The sequence below is a fragment of the Fibrobacter sp. UWR4 genome, from assembly GCF_003149045.1.
GTDB lineage: Bacteria > Fibrobacterota > Fibrobacteria > Fibrobacterales > Fibrobacteraceae > Fibrobacter.
Map to the genome: position 1 here is coordinate 1 of NZ_QGDU01000008.1, position 15,453 is coordinate 15,453.

General features: G+C 48.0%; 13 protein-coding genes. 4 read left to right on the forward strand and 9 right to left on the reverse strand.

The window, feature by feature from the left end; translation table 11 throughout:
- Positions 1 to 296 precede the first annotated feature (296 nt).
- Complete coding sequence (locus tag BGX12_RS04475) at positions 297 to 1,184, forward strand: FISUMP domain-containing protein (protein WP_158278166.1); 888 nt, start codon at positions 297 to 299, stop codon at positions 1,182 to 1,184.
- A 67-nt stretch (positions 1,185 to 1,251) separates the two neighbouring features.
- Here the strand turns inward: BGX12_RS04475 and BGX12_RS15465 are convergent, their stop codons facing one another.
- Positions 1,252 to 1,425: a hypothetical protein gene (locus BGX12_RS15465; RefSeq protein WP_158278167.1), complete on the reverse strand. Its 174-nt coding sequence runs from the start codon at positions 1,423 to 1,425 to the stop codon at positions 1,252 to 1,254.
- Between the two features lie 133 nt (positions 1,426 to 1,558).
- Entirely contained in the window at positions 1,559 to 2,557 is a 999-nt protein-coding gene (locus BGX12_RS04480; RefSeq protein WP_109734896.1) for a hypothetical protein, read from the reverse strand.
- 154 nt (positions 2,558 to 2,711) lie between these two features.
- Here BGX12_RS04480 and BGX12_RS04485 point away from each other — a divergent pair, with 154 nt between their 5' ends.
- Together BGX12_RS04485 and BGX12_RS04490 are read left to right on the forward strand one after the other, a co-directional pair.
- Positions 2,712 to 3,917, forward strand: a complete 1,206-nt coding sequence (locus BGX12_RS04485; protein WP_109734897.1) for an exonuclease SbcCD subunit D — start codon at positions 2,712 to 2,714, stop codon at positions 3,915 to 3,917.
- The gene (locus tag BGX12_RS04490; protein WP_109734898.1) at positions 3,917 to 6,736 is read left to right on the forward strand and encodes an AAA family ATPase; all 2,820 of its coding nucleotides are present in this window, start codon (positions 3,917 to 3,919) and stop codon (positions 6,734 to 6,736) included. Before BGX12_RS04485 ends, BGX12_RS04490 begins: the two co-directional genes overlap by 1 nt.
- Here the strand turns inward: BGX12_RS04490 and BGX12_RS04495 are convergent.
- The 6 genes from BGX12_RS04495 to BGX12_RS04520 form a co-directional block, all read right to left on the reverse strand.
- Complete coding sequence (locus tag BGX12_RS04495; RefSeq protein WP_109734899.1) at positions 6,733 to 7,722, reverse strand: hypothetical protein; 990 nt, start codon at positions 7,720 to 7,722, stop codon at positions 6,733 to 6,735. The two genes, BGX12_RS04490 and BGX12_RS04495, sit on opposite strands and share 4 nt — an antisense overlap.
- Positions 7,723 to 7,844: 122 nt before the next feature.
- The gene (locus BGX12_RS04500) at positions 7,845 to 8,588 is read right to left on the reverse strand and encodes a hypothetical protein (RefSeq protein WP_109734900.1); all 744 of its coding nucleotides are present in this window, start codon (positions 8,586 to 8,588) and stop codon (positions 7,845 to 7,847) included.
- A 431-nt stretch (positions 8,589 to 9,019) separates the two neighbouring features.
- Positions 9,020 to 10,273 carry a radical SAM protein gene (locus tag BGX12_RS04505; protein WP_109734901.1) on the reverse strand — a complete coding sequence of 418 codons (1,254 nt, stop codon included), beginning with the start codon at positions 10,271 to 10,273 and terminating at the stop codon, positions 9,020 to 9,022.
- Between the two features lie 9 nt (positions 10,274 to 10,282).
- Positions 10,283 to 10,528 (reverse strand): hypothetical protein, encoded by a 246-nt coding sequence (locus tag BGX12_RS04510; protein WP_109734902.1) that lies wholly within the window; start codon positions 10,526 to 10,528, stop codon positions 10,283 to 10,285.
- Between the two features lie 144 nt (positions 10,529 to 10,672).
- On the reverse strand, positions 10,673 to 11,026 hold the full coding sequence (locus BGX12_RS04515; protein ID WP_109734903.1) for a hypothetical protein: 354 nt from the start codon (positions 11,024 to 11,026) through the stop codon (positions 10,673 to 10,675).
- Positions 11,019 to 11,711, reverse strand: coding sequence for a hypothetical protein (locus tag BGX12_RS04520; protein ID WP_109734904.1), 693 nt, complete (start codon positions 11,709 to 11,711; stop codon positions 11,019 to 11,021). Before BGX12_RS04520 ends, BGX12_RS04515 begins: the two co-directional genes overlap by 8 nt.
- 272 nt (positions 11,712 to 11,983) lie before the next feature.
- On the opposite strand from BGX12_RS04520, the gene BGX12_RS04525 reads away from it, so the two are divergent.
- Positions 11,984 to 13,762 (forward strand): AAA family ATPase, encoded by a 1,779-nt coding sequence (locus BGX12_RS04525; protein WP_109734905.1) that lies wholly within the window; start codon positions 11,984 to 11,986, stop codon positions 13,760 to 13,762.
- Between the two features lie 34 nt (positions 13,763 to 13,796).
- On the opposite strand, the gene BGX12_RS04530 is transcribed toward BGX12_RS04525, so the two are convergent.
- On the reverse strand, positions 13,797 to 15,395 hold the full coding sequence (locus tag BGX12_RS04530) for a hypothetical protein (RefSeq protein ID WP_109734906.1): 1,599 nt from the start codon (positions 15,393 to 15,395) through the stop codon (positions 13,797 to 13,799).
- Between the last annotated feature and the right edge of the window lie 58 nt (positions 15,396 to 15,453).

Genomic DNA, 15,453 nt, shown 5'->3' on the forward strand with positions numbered 1-15,453 from the left:
CGTTGCTCGCCCCCTCGTGTACCGGAGTACACCACGGCGGCTCGCGCCTTGTCCCGCTCGTCCCTGGGAAAAATACGGTACGTCGGGCGTAATCGCGGCGCACGCCTCGCCCTGCTTGGCGCTCGGCGGAAACTTTCGGGTTGATGCCTTGTACGGCTGCGGCACCCGCGCCTCGCATCCCTCGGCCATCCGGCGGATATGTGCGTCGCGCCTTGTCCTGCTCGGTCCCGACGTGGACAGGTGTCGGGAGTATGTCATGCGTACGGCGGGATGGTTATCTTATTGGTGTTATAAATATGAAAGTAAAATTCCCTTTTTTCGTGGCGATTTCTGCTACTTTGCTTGTTGGTTGTGGAAGTGATGCCAAATCTACTGCTCCGGAACCTGTTTCAAGTTCGGAATCCAGTTCTTCGTTGGAATCTAGTTCCTCTGTATCATCGTCCTCGGAAGATTCAAGTTCTTCACTTGAGTCATCATCTTCTTTGTGGGTAGATAGGCACCTTGCCTGGGATTATCTTAATCCGGATATTGAATACAAGGAATTTACTGATGCTCGTGATGGCCATGTCTACAAGTATTTTGAATACGGCAATAATCTTCGGATTATGGCTGAGAACTTGAATTATTCGGATTCTGTGGCAAATTCCTTCCTTAGGGGGAATTCCTGGTGCATTGGCAATAGTCTTGATTCCTGCTCAAAGTATGGCCGTTATTATACATGGGCTATTGCAATGAACTTGAATCCGTACATTTACAATGAAGAAGTCTCTATGAAGCCGGAGGATAGCTTTAATTTGAACTACCAGGGGCTTTGTCCTGAAGGTTGGTTCTTATTTGCAGATGAAAATATTTTGGATTATACCCTAAGGAATGTTCGTGGAGAAGATTACTGCGCTTTACGGGGGTGGAATGCTTCTGTTTGTGCCGACAAGATTGGTTTTTCGGCTTTGCCTGGTGGTATTTATGAAGATGGGGAATTCAAGCATGTTGGAGAGGCCTTCTATCTCTGGACTGTGCTAAATCAAAAAATGGCTGATACGGGGGTTATGTGGATTCTTAGATTTAGCGAGACTGAAGATGGCGTGCGTACTCATTTTGGGAGGTACTCGATGAAAAAGTCTTCCGGAGCACCTATTCGTTGCTATCAAAAAATTGAAAAAAAATCATTGGATGTCATTGATTGATAGGGCTATGTTCCTTTTAACATAACTATAAAAAAAGGCGACAGCTTTATGCTGTCGCCTTTTGCGTTTAGCTTGCGGCCTTGCGGCTGGCCTGCTTCAGTTCCTTCGAGGCATGGCCGATCCAGCGGACGTTTGCGGGACCGCTGCCACCTTCTTCGATATCCGCCATCTGATCGTTGATATCTGCCAGGCATTCGGGATTCCTCATCAGGGGATTTTCATCTTGGATTTTTTGTTCCATATTGCATTTTCTCCTTGAGGCATTCATTTGCCTTATTATATATATCGTTTCTAATTGAGAAAATGTAAAGTCTAAAAACAAAAAAATCCGTCGGACGGGCCGGCGGATTTTTCCTTTTGAATTTTTTGGAAACTTAGATCTTCCATAGTGCAGGAATGGTGCTTGCGGAATCGTAGATGTCTTCGGCTTCGCGCATGGGGGCGGACTTGCTCTTGAGGGGGAGCATGCGGCGTGCATCTGCGTTGGCGTCGGCGTTGAATTCAACTGCTTTCTTGAACCAGCGAAGCGCGATGTTGTACATCTTGGCGCGTTCCAGAATTTTACCGATGGCGATGTAGGCGCTGCCGAATGCAGCACTGTCGTCGCTGGAGAACTTGTGGTAGGCCTCCAGTTCTGCTTCCCAGAAGTCCACTTCCTCGTAGCAGGGCGGAACCACGGATTCTGCGAAGGTGATGGCGTCCATGTTGCCTGCCTTTGCGTTTGCTGCAATGGCGAGGATTGCTTCTGCCAGTTCCTTACGGCCGGTCTTCTTTGCGATTTCTGCCCAGGGAGCCATAAAGCGGGTGACGCCGTGGAAAGACTGCATGCGGGCGAGTGCTGCATCAGCTTCTGCGAGGCCTGCGTCCTTTGCTTTCTTGTACCAGGTAGCTGCCTTGGCGTGGTTACCGGCTTCTTCGCACTTCTTGCCGAAATCGTTGGCCATGTTGCCGGATTCTGCGGCTGAAATGGCGGAGAGTTCCTCGGCGCTGCTACCGTCTTCATCCAGTTCGCTGGCGGAGAGGTACATTTCGTAAGCGACGTCCAGAAGGTTTGCACGTACGAAGTAGGTGGCAAGAGCCAGGGCGAGCTTGCGGGTGTAGGGCGGATTCTGGAGGACGTATTCCTGCCAGTCGGTTGCTTCGCCTGCGGGAATTTCTGCTGCGGATTCAGCACCTGCGGCAATTGCTGCTGCATGACCCTTGGCCTGGTTGATCTTTTCCAGAGCCTTGCGGCCTTCGGCGGAACTGGTATCCTCGACAGAGGAACCTGCGATCAGATCCAGCAGGGCCTGGGCAATCTTGAAGTGTCCCTGGTTCTTGGCCATGACAAGGCGGCTATAGTAGCTGGGTATTACGGATGCATCAAGATTCATTTTGCCCTCGGCACAAAAAATTTCAAGTGGTTAAAACCTAATAGTTCATAAATAGAATTTTTTATAAAGATGGTCTTTAGCTTTTGACACTTGAACGTCAAAATACGATAGTATATTTGTAGGCTGAAAAAATAGACCAGCCTGGAGATAGAAAATGAAACTTATTCATACTGCAGATCTGCATATTGGAAAGCGCGTATGCGAGCATTCCATGCTGGAGGACCAGAAGCGTATTCTGGATCAGATCATTAGGATTGTGGATGAGGAAAAGCCGGATGGCGTCCTTATGGCAGGGGATGTTTACGACAAGTCCGTGCCTAGCGCCGATGCGGTGGAAGTCCTGGATGAGTTCCTGGTAAAGCTTTCCCAGCGCAACACGAAGGTCTTTGTCCTGAGTGGCAATCACGATTCCGCCGAACGTATCGCCTTTGGCGGTCGCCTGATGGAAAATCGTGGCGTCCATATGTGTCCGGTTTATAATGGCAGTTTCGCTCCTGTGACCTTGAAGGACGATGCTGGCGAAGTGGACGTTTGGATGCTTCCCTTTGTGCGCCCGGCGACGGTGCGATCCTGCCTTGGTGCGGGAGAGCAGGCTGACGCTGAGCGTGAGCAGGTGACGGATTATACGAGTGCCATCCAGAAGGCGGTAAGCAAGATGGAACGCACACCGGGGCGTCGCAATGTTCTGGTGGCCCATCAGTTTGTGACTGGAGCCCAGGTGGATGAGGATGGTTCCGAGGAATTCGTGGGCGGCCTGGACAATGTGGAAGCCTACGCCTTTGACGGCTTCGACTATGTGGCACTGGGTCATATTCATCGTCCCCAGAATGTGGCGAAGAATGATGCGGGCGTTGGTCGCGTACGTTATAGCGGAACTCCTCTCAAGTATTCCCTTTCCGAAGCGAATCATGAAAAGTCCGTGACGGTGGTGGAATTGGGTGCGGTGAATGCCGATGGCGCTGCCGATCTTAAGATTCGTGAAGTTCCCCTAAAGCCCATGCGTGACGTGCGCAAGATCGAGGGCACTTTTGCGGAACTTGTTTCCCTGGATTTCCGTAATGCCCAGGAACGTGAAGGCAAGAGTCTGGAAGACTATGTCTACGTGTCCCTTACGGACGAAAACGACATTAACGATGCGGCCGCAAAGCTTCGCGGTTATTACCCGAACTTGATGCAGCTTAGGTACAATAATTCCCGTACCCAGAGCGCGGCCAACCTGGATTTCGAGAATGTGGACCAGAAAACTCCTACGGAAATCTTCCACGATTTCTTTAAGGAAATGAACAATCGTGAAATGGAACCTGAAGAAAGAGATTTCGTTAAGGATTTGATTGATTCCATTTGGGAGGGGAACAACTAATGAGACCGTTGAAGCTTGTAGTGACTGGTTTCGGCCCTTATGCCGAACGTACCGAAATTGACTTTGAAAAGTTGGGAACCCACGGTCTTTATTTGATCAGTGGCGACACTGGTGCCGGCAAGACCACCATCTTTGATGCCATTACCTATGCCTTGTTTGGAAAGGCAAGCGGAGATAATCGCGATGATGCGAAGCTTTTCCGCTGCACCAACGCCACTCCCGATGTTCCCACTGAAGTGGAATTGACTTTTGCCTACGATGGCAAGGAATACCGTATTTGCCGCAATCCTGAATATGAACGTGCGGCGAAGCGTGGTAGCGGTACTACCAAGGAACATGCTGCAGTTACGTTTTTCTACCCTGATGAAACAGGCAAGGTTTCTGCAACTAGCCGCAGTGTTTCCAAGGAAAAGGACGTTACGGATGCGGTAAAATCTGTGATGGGCGGGCTGGATAAGGATCAGTTCTCACAGATTGCCATGATTGCCCAGGGCGATTTCATGAAGATCCTTCTGGAAGATACGAAGAATCGCCGTGAAACATTCCGCAAGATTTTCAAGACCGAAAATTTCGAGAAACTTCAGAAGAGACTGAGCGATGAATACGGAAGGTTCAAGAAGAACTGCGAAGCGTTGATGCAGACTGCATGTACTCATGCACAGGGAATGCAGTGTGCAGAAGGGTCCGCCTATATTGCCGATGTGGAAACCAAGCTGGCTATGGCCCGTAACCTCCAGATTGCAGACTGGGGTGAAATTTGCGACCTTCTGAAAAATCTTATTGCTGAAGATGAAACTGTGGTAAAGTCTTCTGAGACGGAACTTGAAAATCTCAAGAGCCAGATTTCCGAACAGGACAAGGAACTGGGTAAGGCAAGCGCTGCCGTAAAGAACCGCAAGGACTTGAAGACTGCCCAGGAAAATCTTCCCCAGAAGAAGATTGAACTGCAGGAAAAGCTTGAAGCAAAGGCTGCCCAGGAAAAGAAACAGCCCGAACGTGACGATCTGCAGAAGCGGATTACTACCATTAACAATTCGCTGCCGCAGTATGATGGCGTCGAGCAGAAACGTGGCGACTTGAAGCAGAAGGAATCTGCCCTGAAGAATGCCTTGGAAAAGTTCAAGACGGAAGGCACTGCCGTAAAGACGCTAGATGACGAAATCCAAAAATTGAAGGCTGAACTTGCGACTCTTACGGATGCAGGTGCAAACCAGGCGAAGCTGGCTGCAGACATCAAGGATCTGGAAAAACGTCAGGTCGATATCCAGAATGTGGGCAAGCAGCAGAAGACTTATAACGATGAACTGTCCAAGTTGAAAGCCGCCCAGGAAGAATACCTGAAGGCGGAAGAAGGTTACAAGAATCTTCGTGATGAATACGAGGGAAAACATCGCGCCTTCCTGAATGAACAGGCTGGTATTCTTGCGGACGCTCTGACGGAAGGCTGTGAATGCCCGGTTTGCGGTTCCACGCACCATCCCCATAAGGCTTGCAAGTCTGTGGAGGCTCCCACTCAGGCCCAGCTGGAAACCATGAAGACTCAGGTATCCGCTGCAGAAACGAATCGCAACGACAAGAATGGAATTGCGGTCCAGTTGAAGGGCAAGTGCGAAAGCTTGAAGGTCGCTCTCCAGGAAGAACTGAACAAGCTCTTTGGGGAATGCGCCATCGAGGATGCCAAGGCACGCGGGAATGAAGAATTCCAGAAGAATCGCGATACCCTGAAGGTACTGAAGGAAAATCTTGATGCAGAAACCCAGAAGGTGAATCGCAAGCAGGAACTGGAAGATCTGGAAAAGGGTATTCCTGCCAAGGAAAAGTCCCTGGAAGAGAAGCGTACCGCAAACGAGGATCTGAACCGCAAGAATGCGGTGGCCGCTCAGGAAATCGAATCCCTGAAGAATACCATTGCTGAAATGCTGAAGGATCTTGCCTTCGAAAGTAAGGCGGCTGCCTCCGGGGAAATCCAGAAATTGCAGAAAGCCCTGGATGCTTCCAACAAGGCCCTGAAGGATGCTACGGATGCCTACAATGCTTGTGACGGCGAAATCAAGGCCTTGAATGGTCAGATCGATGCTCTTCTCAAGTCTCTGGAAGGTGTTCCCGAATATGACTTGACTGCTCTGGAAACCGCCGGCAATGCACTGAAGGATTTGCAGAACAAGAAGACGGAGGTCTGGAAGATTGCATCTGGACGTGTTACCGCGAACAAGAAGACTCTGGAAAATATCCAGACGGTTTCCGCCCAGCTGGGAAACGACTGCAAGAAGTTGCAGTGGCTCAAGACCCTGTCGGATACGGCAAACGGAACTCTCGGAGGCTGCGAAAAGCTGATGCTGGAAACCTACGTGCAGACTTCCTACTTTGACCGCATTATCCGTCACGCCAACAGGCGCTTTAGCCTGCTGTCTAACGGCCAGTATGAACTGGTCCGCCGTGAGGAGGCGTCCAATAACAGGACCCAGACGGGTTTGGACTTGAATGTCATCGACCACGCCAGCGGAAAGCAGCGTGAGGTGAAAACCTTGAGCGGTGGCGAAAGTTTCCTGGCGTCTCTGTCACTTGCATTGGGCCTTGCCGACGAAGTGCAGAGTTCCGCAGGGGGCATCCAGCTGGATACCATGTTCGTGGACGAAGGCTTCGGTTCCCTGGATGATGAAAGCCTGAAGTCTGCAATCAACGTGCTGCAGAATCTTGCAGGGGATCACCGTCTGGTGGGCATCATCAGCCATGTGAACGAACTTGAAAATAAGATTGACAAGATTGTTCGCGTGAAGAAGGATGAACGCAAGGTGAGCCGCGTGACTATCGAGGTTTAGGGATGGAGTAGTCCTTTGACACAGTTGATGAAGGATTGGGAATTGTCGTCGATATATGCGTATATCAGCACATCGTCATCATCATCTGCTGTGTCTCCGTCTCCATCCTTGTCGTCACCGCCATCGTCCATGTAAGTACCTTCCAGATAATTCCAGTATTCTTCCTTGCATAGGTCCTTTGTAATGGGCTTGCTCAAATTCTGATAGTGGCAGGTTTCCCCATTGCTAATGACATAGGCGGAATAGAGGGAATGACCATTGTTTTGGTCGTCCACCTGGACATGGTCTACGTTCACGAAAAAATCCTGCCCGGTGTACGTGAATATGAGGGAGTTGTCAATGACATCCCTGACAGAAATCTGTAGCTCGCTTTCGTACTTGGAATTGTAGGATTTTGCATCTTTCGCAAAGTGCCATGTGCCGATATAGCATTCCTCTCTTCCGCTAAGACAGCGGTACAAATCGTATAGAAAATAGGATGTACGTATGTTGATCGGGGTCTCTACCGGGGGATTCCCGTTTTCCGTTTGCCCAGATTCTTTTGGGCTTTCGAAAATAAGACTATCCCGCGTAATGATGCATCTTGAAAGAGTGTCCGTGCTGTCACCATACCAAACTCCGAAAACGGAAGTGTTTGTGGAATTCCAAAGTTCTGTGTAATTATCATCGCTAGTTACAAGTTCTAGGGTGCCGTCGTAGGAGATATAGTAGCTCACGCGAGCCTCAAAGGGATAGTTTTCCTTGCTCCATGCCAGTTTTCCATTCCTGTAAATGCACTGGTCGACCTTGAGGACTGAATTTATATAGATCTTCTCCTCTTCCTCATTTATGGAAATTGCGTATGCGGACCGGTTGAGATTTTCCTGGTTGTCGCTTGCGCTATTTGTCGAGCCATGATCGCAGGCGGTAAATATTCCCAGACAGGACGTTGCGATGCAAGCGCCTGTGATAAAAAGGATCTTTCTAAATAATTCGTTCAAGTACATTCTGACTCACTCCCAAAAAAGATGTAATCCTCAAAATTTAGTTTGTATAAAGTAAAAGGCAAGGTATTTTCTACCTCGCCTTTCATTTTGCAAACTATAGTTGCTTTTTGTAAAGGAATGTTTTAGTAGGTAACTATTACTTCCCAATCCATGGTGTAGTAGGCAGAACCGTCGTCGGTCTGTTTTATGGTCTTGTCGATTTTCTGTCCTACATCATTAATGGCGTAGCATTTTTTCGAGGTGTATTCCTCGTCGTCAAAGAATGCGTCTTCGTCGACAAACTTGGGGCATACCTGAATGATATTGATGCCCTTGGGCAATAGTACGGAAACTTCCTTGCTGCCAAACCAGTAGCCCACATCGTTACCGAGATTGATCGTTGTTGTCTTGACAGGATCCATTTCATCGATCCCATCTTTGCTGGACTTTATGGTAAAGGAAATTCGGGGTTCACCATCTTCCTTGTTTTTTTCGTCCATCGCTTTTAGCTGCTCGTATTTGAGCAGGTTGATGGTCAGGGTAGTCTGCGCTGTAGTGTAAACGGAAACTTCCTGCTTTGCAGGTTCCTTGATTTCTTCCTTTGGATTTTCGCCGGAATCAGAACTTGTAATTGCATCCGCGTAACCTCCTGAATTGCTGGATTTAGGAGTGGAGGCATCCTTTTCTGCAATCCATTCTCCACCGATGCACACATAGTTGTCATCCTTATCCTGGACGTATTTTGTTTCGCCTCTGTTGCTACTGTTACAAGCGCCCAGTTCGTAAATGCTGGAAACAGAAGAATCGTTTGGTGCAGATGATGACGAATCGTCAGAACATGCTGCGAAAAATGCGGTGACGGTTGCTGCAAGTAATATTTTCTTCATAAAAGCTCCTTTACTTTGTTGTGAATGCAACCTTTTCGAACTTAAGAAGAACTTGACGACTTTTTATGAAGAATGAATTTCGTTCAAATAAAAAAGGCGTGGTGTCGTTCTTCGCTTACTTACAGACTGAGGCTCGGCAAAGCCATTACGCATAAATAAACGACAACAACCCACGCCCCAATGGGACGTGAGCGTTTGCCTGCTATCTTCTGCGTTTGTGAATTTTGCCGATTCCAGTCTAGAAGATAAGAGCAAAGCTCAAAAAATCCGGTCGCGGTTTCCCGCTATGTATTGCAAATATATGTAAACAATTTATTTGTGTCAATAGCGCTTTTGCTAAAGTTGCCGTCTAAGCATCGAAAGTGTGCGCTTTTCTTGCCGATTCCAGTCTGCAATTTCGATGCGAAGACGGCGTTTGGGGCGTGGGGATGTTAGTATTCCGTAGCGAAAATTTTCATGTTATCGAAGTCGTGTGTTGGGTTGTCGATGATCTCCTGGATTCCGAAAGCGTTTTCGCCAGTTCGCAGATTGAACTTAGCGATGTCTTCCGCAAGCTTTGTTCCTGGGTAAACTTGCAACGGGAATTTCCCGATTTTGGAAATGCCATAACTGTTGATCAATTCTACATCGCGCCTGAAGGAGTCGTATGTCTGGAACGGGAGTCCGTAAATCATGGTAATTTCCGTTGCGATTCCTAAATCCCTGCACTTATCCAGTTTTTCAAGCAACAGCGATTCTGTTTTTTCGCTACCTCTTCGGATTGCTTTCAGAACGTCCGGCTGAAGACTTTGTACTCCGATTTCAAAAATAAGTTTAGGATTTTGCGCAGCCTCTTCAAGAAAGGAATCCGTTAGGAGTTCCGGTCGAATTTGGAGCGAAACCATTCCGTCGAAATTTATTTTACGAATAAGTTTCAAGTAATTAGCCCCGTGGCCTGCATAATCATTGAACAAAGGGTCAAGAATGTTAAGCTTCTTGATGTCGCTACTCTTGAAGAGTTCTAGCTCTTTGACCTGTCTTTCGTAGCAACCGACATGATGCACCTTCCTGCTGAGAGTGTCGCGGTGCTTGCAAAAACTGCAACGGAACGGACAACCCCTGCGAGTTTCCGCACGCACGGTGTTGATGGTTCCGCCAAGCATGATGTCTCCGGTGAGGTAAGGCGATTCCAAGTCCTCGAATTTCGGCAAGTCCAGAACGAGGGCACTTTTGGAATGGATATGGTTCTGTAGATTGGCGAAGACTTTTTCTCCGTATGAAAGTATGAATAAGTTTGCCTCCGGAAATCGTTTGCGCAATTCGCCCTCTGTTCCGAAAATGGCGGCCCCGCCCATGACGATGAAGGGTGTTTTTCCCGTATTTGCAAGGCGACTGCTCGCAATTTTTACGGCTTTTTCAAACCAGCCGAAAACGCTGAACGCCACTACATTGTACTTGCTTATGCGTACTTGGGTTACAATTTCGTCGGCGACAAGCTCCCAGTCAATGGAATACTTTCCCGATTGCGGGTCGTAAAAACGGTTCAGGTCGCAAGTGAAAACGTCTACGACGCTGCCGGTATTTTGCGGGCTTTTCTTGAATGCACTGACTAGGCAACTTACTCCGTAGGGAACCTCGGGCTCGTTTTCGCGGCAGAAATTGCTGCAGACGATAAGCATGCGGATGTGGTTTAGGTTTGCTATCATAAGGGCCTCCTATTTAACGCAGATGGTCCCGTTTTCGATAAGGAACGCGCGCAGATATTTGCAGTAGTCTCGTTTAAAGTTGGAAAACGCACGCTTGTCGCTAGGGGTGCCGGGCACGATAAGGAACTTTTTTGCTCCTTTGGACCTGTGCTGGAGAATGACGTGCTTGCCTTTGCGTGCAATTTCCCATAGCCGAGTGCTGAGAAGGCTGTTGCAGAGAGTGTTGATGTTCTTGTCGGTTGACAGGTTTACCATGTTGGTCTCCTTTTGCTGATGTTTTGCGGAAAGCGACAATCTCGCTTACGTTTACAGATTTAGATTTGCCTAAAGGGACAAAAGGGGACAAAAAATCCCTTGAGAAAAACTCAAGGGATTGGAAAGTACTTATCTTGGATTAGGTTAGTATTTGATTTGCTTTCTTATTTCTATGGAAATTTTTTTTATATCAAAGTCTGTTCTCGAATCGTCTACCAAATGCAGTAGGGGTGCAGGCTTTATGAGGTTTTGCCCTTGAAGGTAATCGCGGAGCTTTGACAGTTCCTGGTATGGCTTTGCCTTTGTGTTTTCGTCAAGGCGGGTGCGGTACTTCTTGAATTTTTCGATCCAGCGTTTTTCGTCCATCGATTCGTCGGCGGTGATTTCTGTAATCACCGAGGCGCGGTATTCGCGGACGGCACTTTCGAAGGACTTGCCTTGTTTGGCAAGGAGCGAATCCAGTTCTTGGAGAAGCGTGTTGTTTATGACTTTATTCATTGCAGCGTACGGTGAAGCTTTGTAACTTGTCGTTTGGATATTCCTTTTGAAGTTTCTTTATCTGTTTTATGCAGCACTTTACCTGCCGTTCATACTGATAGGAATACATGTTCTCACCGTGCGCGTTGACGCAGTTGTGTATGGCCTGGAACTCGTTTTCGATGGGTGCGCGGTTCTTGTATTCGTCTTGCAGTTTAGTGTAATCTTTCGCGTAGGCCTTTACCAGATTTTCAAGGCTATCCAGCTGGTTGTCACGAATTCTAACTTCGTTTTGCTCGGTTTGATAGGCGTTCACGTATTTTGCCTTCTCGTAAATGAGGCTGTCCTTGGTTTCCTTGCATTCCCTAATCTGCTCTATCTTTTCGTCGGTACAGGATTCCTTATCCCTCTTTAGATCCTCGGCAAGTCTTACATAACCGTTTAGCTGTTTTGCTATGCGCTGCAGAGAATCGACGGTAATCTTGTAATACGAGATGGTTGAATTTAGTTTTTCCTGTAGTGCCAGCCATTCGTTTTGTTTCTGGGCGGCTTCCTCCATCACTTCCCGGGCGATTTCGTAAGGCTGTCTTTCTTGTTCAAGCTTGTCATGCTCGTCAACTTTATCACCGCAGATGTACCCGCCCATGGCGCAAAGGGCGCCTGTGGCTCCTAGGGTTTTTGTCTTTTCAAGGAATGTCTTGTTCATGGTTTACCTTTGGTGAAAAAAATATACTTATTCTCGAAACTGCGAAATTATTATCCCAAAAATATTGAGATTTGGTAAAATTATTTTCGCTAATGTTTTACCAAATCTAATGAAAATATCGAGATTTGGTAAAACCCTTGTGTTGCTCAATGGCACAATATTTCAAAGACATAAGGTATTATTCCGTCTTTTTCTAGAAAACCTTGTCTTGTTTAACTTAATAAGTTAAATTTTAAGTTAAAAAGCGATGAAATGCAAAGGGGCGGAACATTATGGCAAAGAGCATCGGCGGAATCACTTACAAGACCATCAACGGTAAGCGTTATGCGTATTACCAGTGGATGGAAGATGGCAAGCAGCGTTCCCGCCGCGTGAAGGATGAGGAACTGCCGGCGCTTTTAGCAGAGATAGAACAACGCAAGGCTAAGAAGGATGCCTCTTCGCTCACGAAAGGCTTGTTGCTTCGCGATAATGGGGCGGCTTATTTTGCTGGTGGAGCTCTTGTCACCGTGACGAATGGCTCGGCTGGACAGTCTTTCAAGACGGATGTGAAGCTTGGCGTCACTCTGAAGAATTTTTCGGCCAATGTTTTGCAGTGGAAAAAACGCGATGGCTTTGAACGTCTGCGTGGTTACATTTATGGTCCTGGCAATGACCGTGTTTTCATTCTGTATGGGCTTCGCCGCACGGGTAAGACGACTTTGATCCGCCAGCTGTTTGGGGAGATGGCGCCTGGGGACTTGGCGAAGGCGGCTTTTGTCCAGGTGAATTCAAGGAACAGTCTTGCGGACTTGAACGCTGATCTTAAAATTCTGGAAGGTGCGGGCTTCAAGTATGTGTTCATCGATGAGGTGACCATGCTTGCGGATTTCATCGAGGGGGCTGCCCTGTTTGCAGATGTGTTTGCCTCTTGTGGCATGAAGATTGTGCTTTCGGGTACGGATTCCCTGGGTTTTGTTTTTTCCGAGGATGAACAGCTTTACGACCGTGCTGAAATGCTGCACACCACGTTTATTCCCTATCGTGAATTTGAGCGAGTCCTTGGCCTGAGTGGCATTGATGAATACATCCAGTATGGCGGTACCATGAGTATGGGCGGCCGTGAATACAATAAGGACCGTTTTACTTTTGCAAATGTGAAGAGCGCCAATGAGTATGTGGACAGCGCCATCGCGAAGAATATTCAGCATTCCCTGAAGTGCTACCAGTACGAAGGTCACTTTCGTTCGTTGAAATCTCTGTACGAGGCGGGTGAGCTGACCAATGCCATCAACTGCATTGTAGAGGACATCAACCATCGTTTTACCTTGGATGTGCTGCCCCGTGATTTTCGTTCCGGTGATTTGAGTTTGTCGGCAAAGAATTTGCGTAGAGACAGGTTCCACCCTACGGATATTTTGGACCGAGTGGATGTGGTGAAGGTTACCGCGCGGTTGATGAAACGTCTTGATGTGAAAAATCGTCAGGAAATGAGCGTCGCTATTTCCCAGGACCATGTACGGGAAATTCGTGAATACCTTGACTTGCTGGATTTGACGGTTGACATTGATGTGGAAAACTTTGGGAATTTCAATCAACGGGAGCGATTGACCACGATTTCACAGCCGGGGCTTCGCTATGCCCAGGCGAAGGCTCTGATTGATTCCCTTTTGCTGGACGATGCTTTTCGTAGTTGTTCCCTGGTGGAGCGCAAGTCTATTGCGGAACGCATTCTCAATGAAATCAAGGGTCGCATGATGGAAGAAATCGTGTTGCTCGAAACAAAAATGGCGCGGCCTGATTGCCATGTTTTCAAGTTGCAGTTTGCCGTGGGCGAGTTCGACATGGTTGTGGCGAACTCTGAAAAAGCGACCTGCGAAATCTATGAAATCAAACATTCTGAAATTGTGGCGAAAGAGCAGTATCGCCACTTGAAGGATACAAAAAAGTGCCGCGATACGGAATTCCGTTACGGCACTATTGTGAGTAGGAATGTAATTTACCGTGGCGCCTCACAGGTGGTTGACGGTATTAACTACTTGAACGTGGAAGAATACTTGAAGTCCTTGTAGCATAAATTCGCTGCTAAAATTTGCCGTCTTTCTCTTAAGTCGGATACAGAAATGCGTTCTTCAGATCCTTGGCGCTGTTGCTGGGGCCTGAGGCGGTTTCGCTGGGGGTGGATGCGTGGGTGGCGTTGTAGCGACGGTCTCCATCGATGAAATGCAGTTTCCAGTGGTTGTTGGTGTGGGTGGAATAGTCCATTCCCAAGGGGGCCAGTAGGTGGAAATTTCGTTCCAGTTCATTGCTTTTCATGGCGTCCATGAGCTGGTTCTTTGTATCCTTGTAGTTCTGGTAGGCGCGTTCTATATCGGGATTTGCCTGGATGATGGCTTTCCACGCATCAATGGGGCGGTTGCCGTAGGAATTGCTTTTGGAAGGCGTTTTCTCGATGGCCTTGTGCAGGGCGCTGAAGATGGCGATGCCATATTCGTTCTCGAATTTTTCGCTTTCGTTGGGGGCGTTCAGAAGGCCGCCGGCCAGTCCGTAGCTAACCTTGGCTAGGCGTCCCTTGAGGGATACGACTTTGCCTTCGGCATCCCGAAGTTTCTGCTTCAGTTCTTCACATTCTACTTTTGCGCTTCTACAGGCGAGTTGGAGTTCTTCGTTTTCCTTATCAAAATCCTCGCAGAATTTCGAGAACTTTTCGTCGGCGCTCATGTTGGCGCGCTTGTCGGCTTGCTTCATACGTTTCTTGATGCGTTCGTTCTTATCCTTTAATTCGCTGATGGTGCGATTCTGGATTATCTTATCGTTCTGGAGTTTGCGTACGGTGTGCTGGCTGTCTTCCAGCTGCTCCGTCAGGGCGTTGTTTTCGTTGACGGTTTCCTCCAGGCTTTCTTCAAGTTGTCTGATTCGTTCCTGTAGCTTGGAATATTGCTCGGGAGGATATTCCCCGGTGGATTGTTTTGCGGGTAAACATTCTGGATTGGAACATTCTTCCGTCAAACATTTTTTTGCCGAATATTTGGTAGCCGAATATTCGTTTGCCGAATTTTCCATGGGGGAATGTTCCGGTTTGGAAGTGTCCCCTATGGAATTTTCCAGGCTGGAGGAATCCTTGGTGATGGATTCCAGAAATTCCTGGGTGTCGATTCGGAGGTCTATACCGCGATTTGCAATGTGTTTCCAGAGGGTACTGCGGGAGGTCTGCAGGAAAATGCTCTGGGGTTCCTTCCCGAAGTACAGTTTTGGTGCGTACGCCGTATCCGGACCGTTTACAGAGAAATCCCCTAGCTTGTGGTGTAGGGAAAGGTATGCGCCCTGCATTTTCCTTCCGGATGCAAGGTCCAGGGTAGTGTATAAATCCGCGACGATATTGCCTTCGTCAACTCGGGTAGCCGTGAATCGCACTTTAATTGTGCTACCGTCCCTGTAGCTTAAACTATGGTCAAATCCCAGAAAATCCAGGGGATATTCTTCGGGTCGTTCTTCCTGAAGAAGGTGGTGGATAAAGTTTTCCGAGAACTCGTATTGTAGCTGGTCCTGTAATCCATCCGAATTAAAGAATCGGGATGTTCTTTCCAGGAGGTTCCAAGGACGCTGTCCCTTGATATAAATTTGCCAGGGACTAAAGCACTTGGTGAAAAGTACGTCCCAGGGGATATTTCTTAAGGTGTAATGAGAGGCCAGTGTTACGGGCATAAGATCTCCTGTTGTTTCTTCTTATTTTTATCGGCTTCTCTAAGGAAAGTGTCAACGT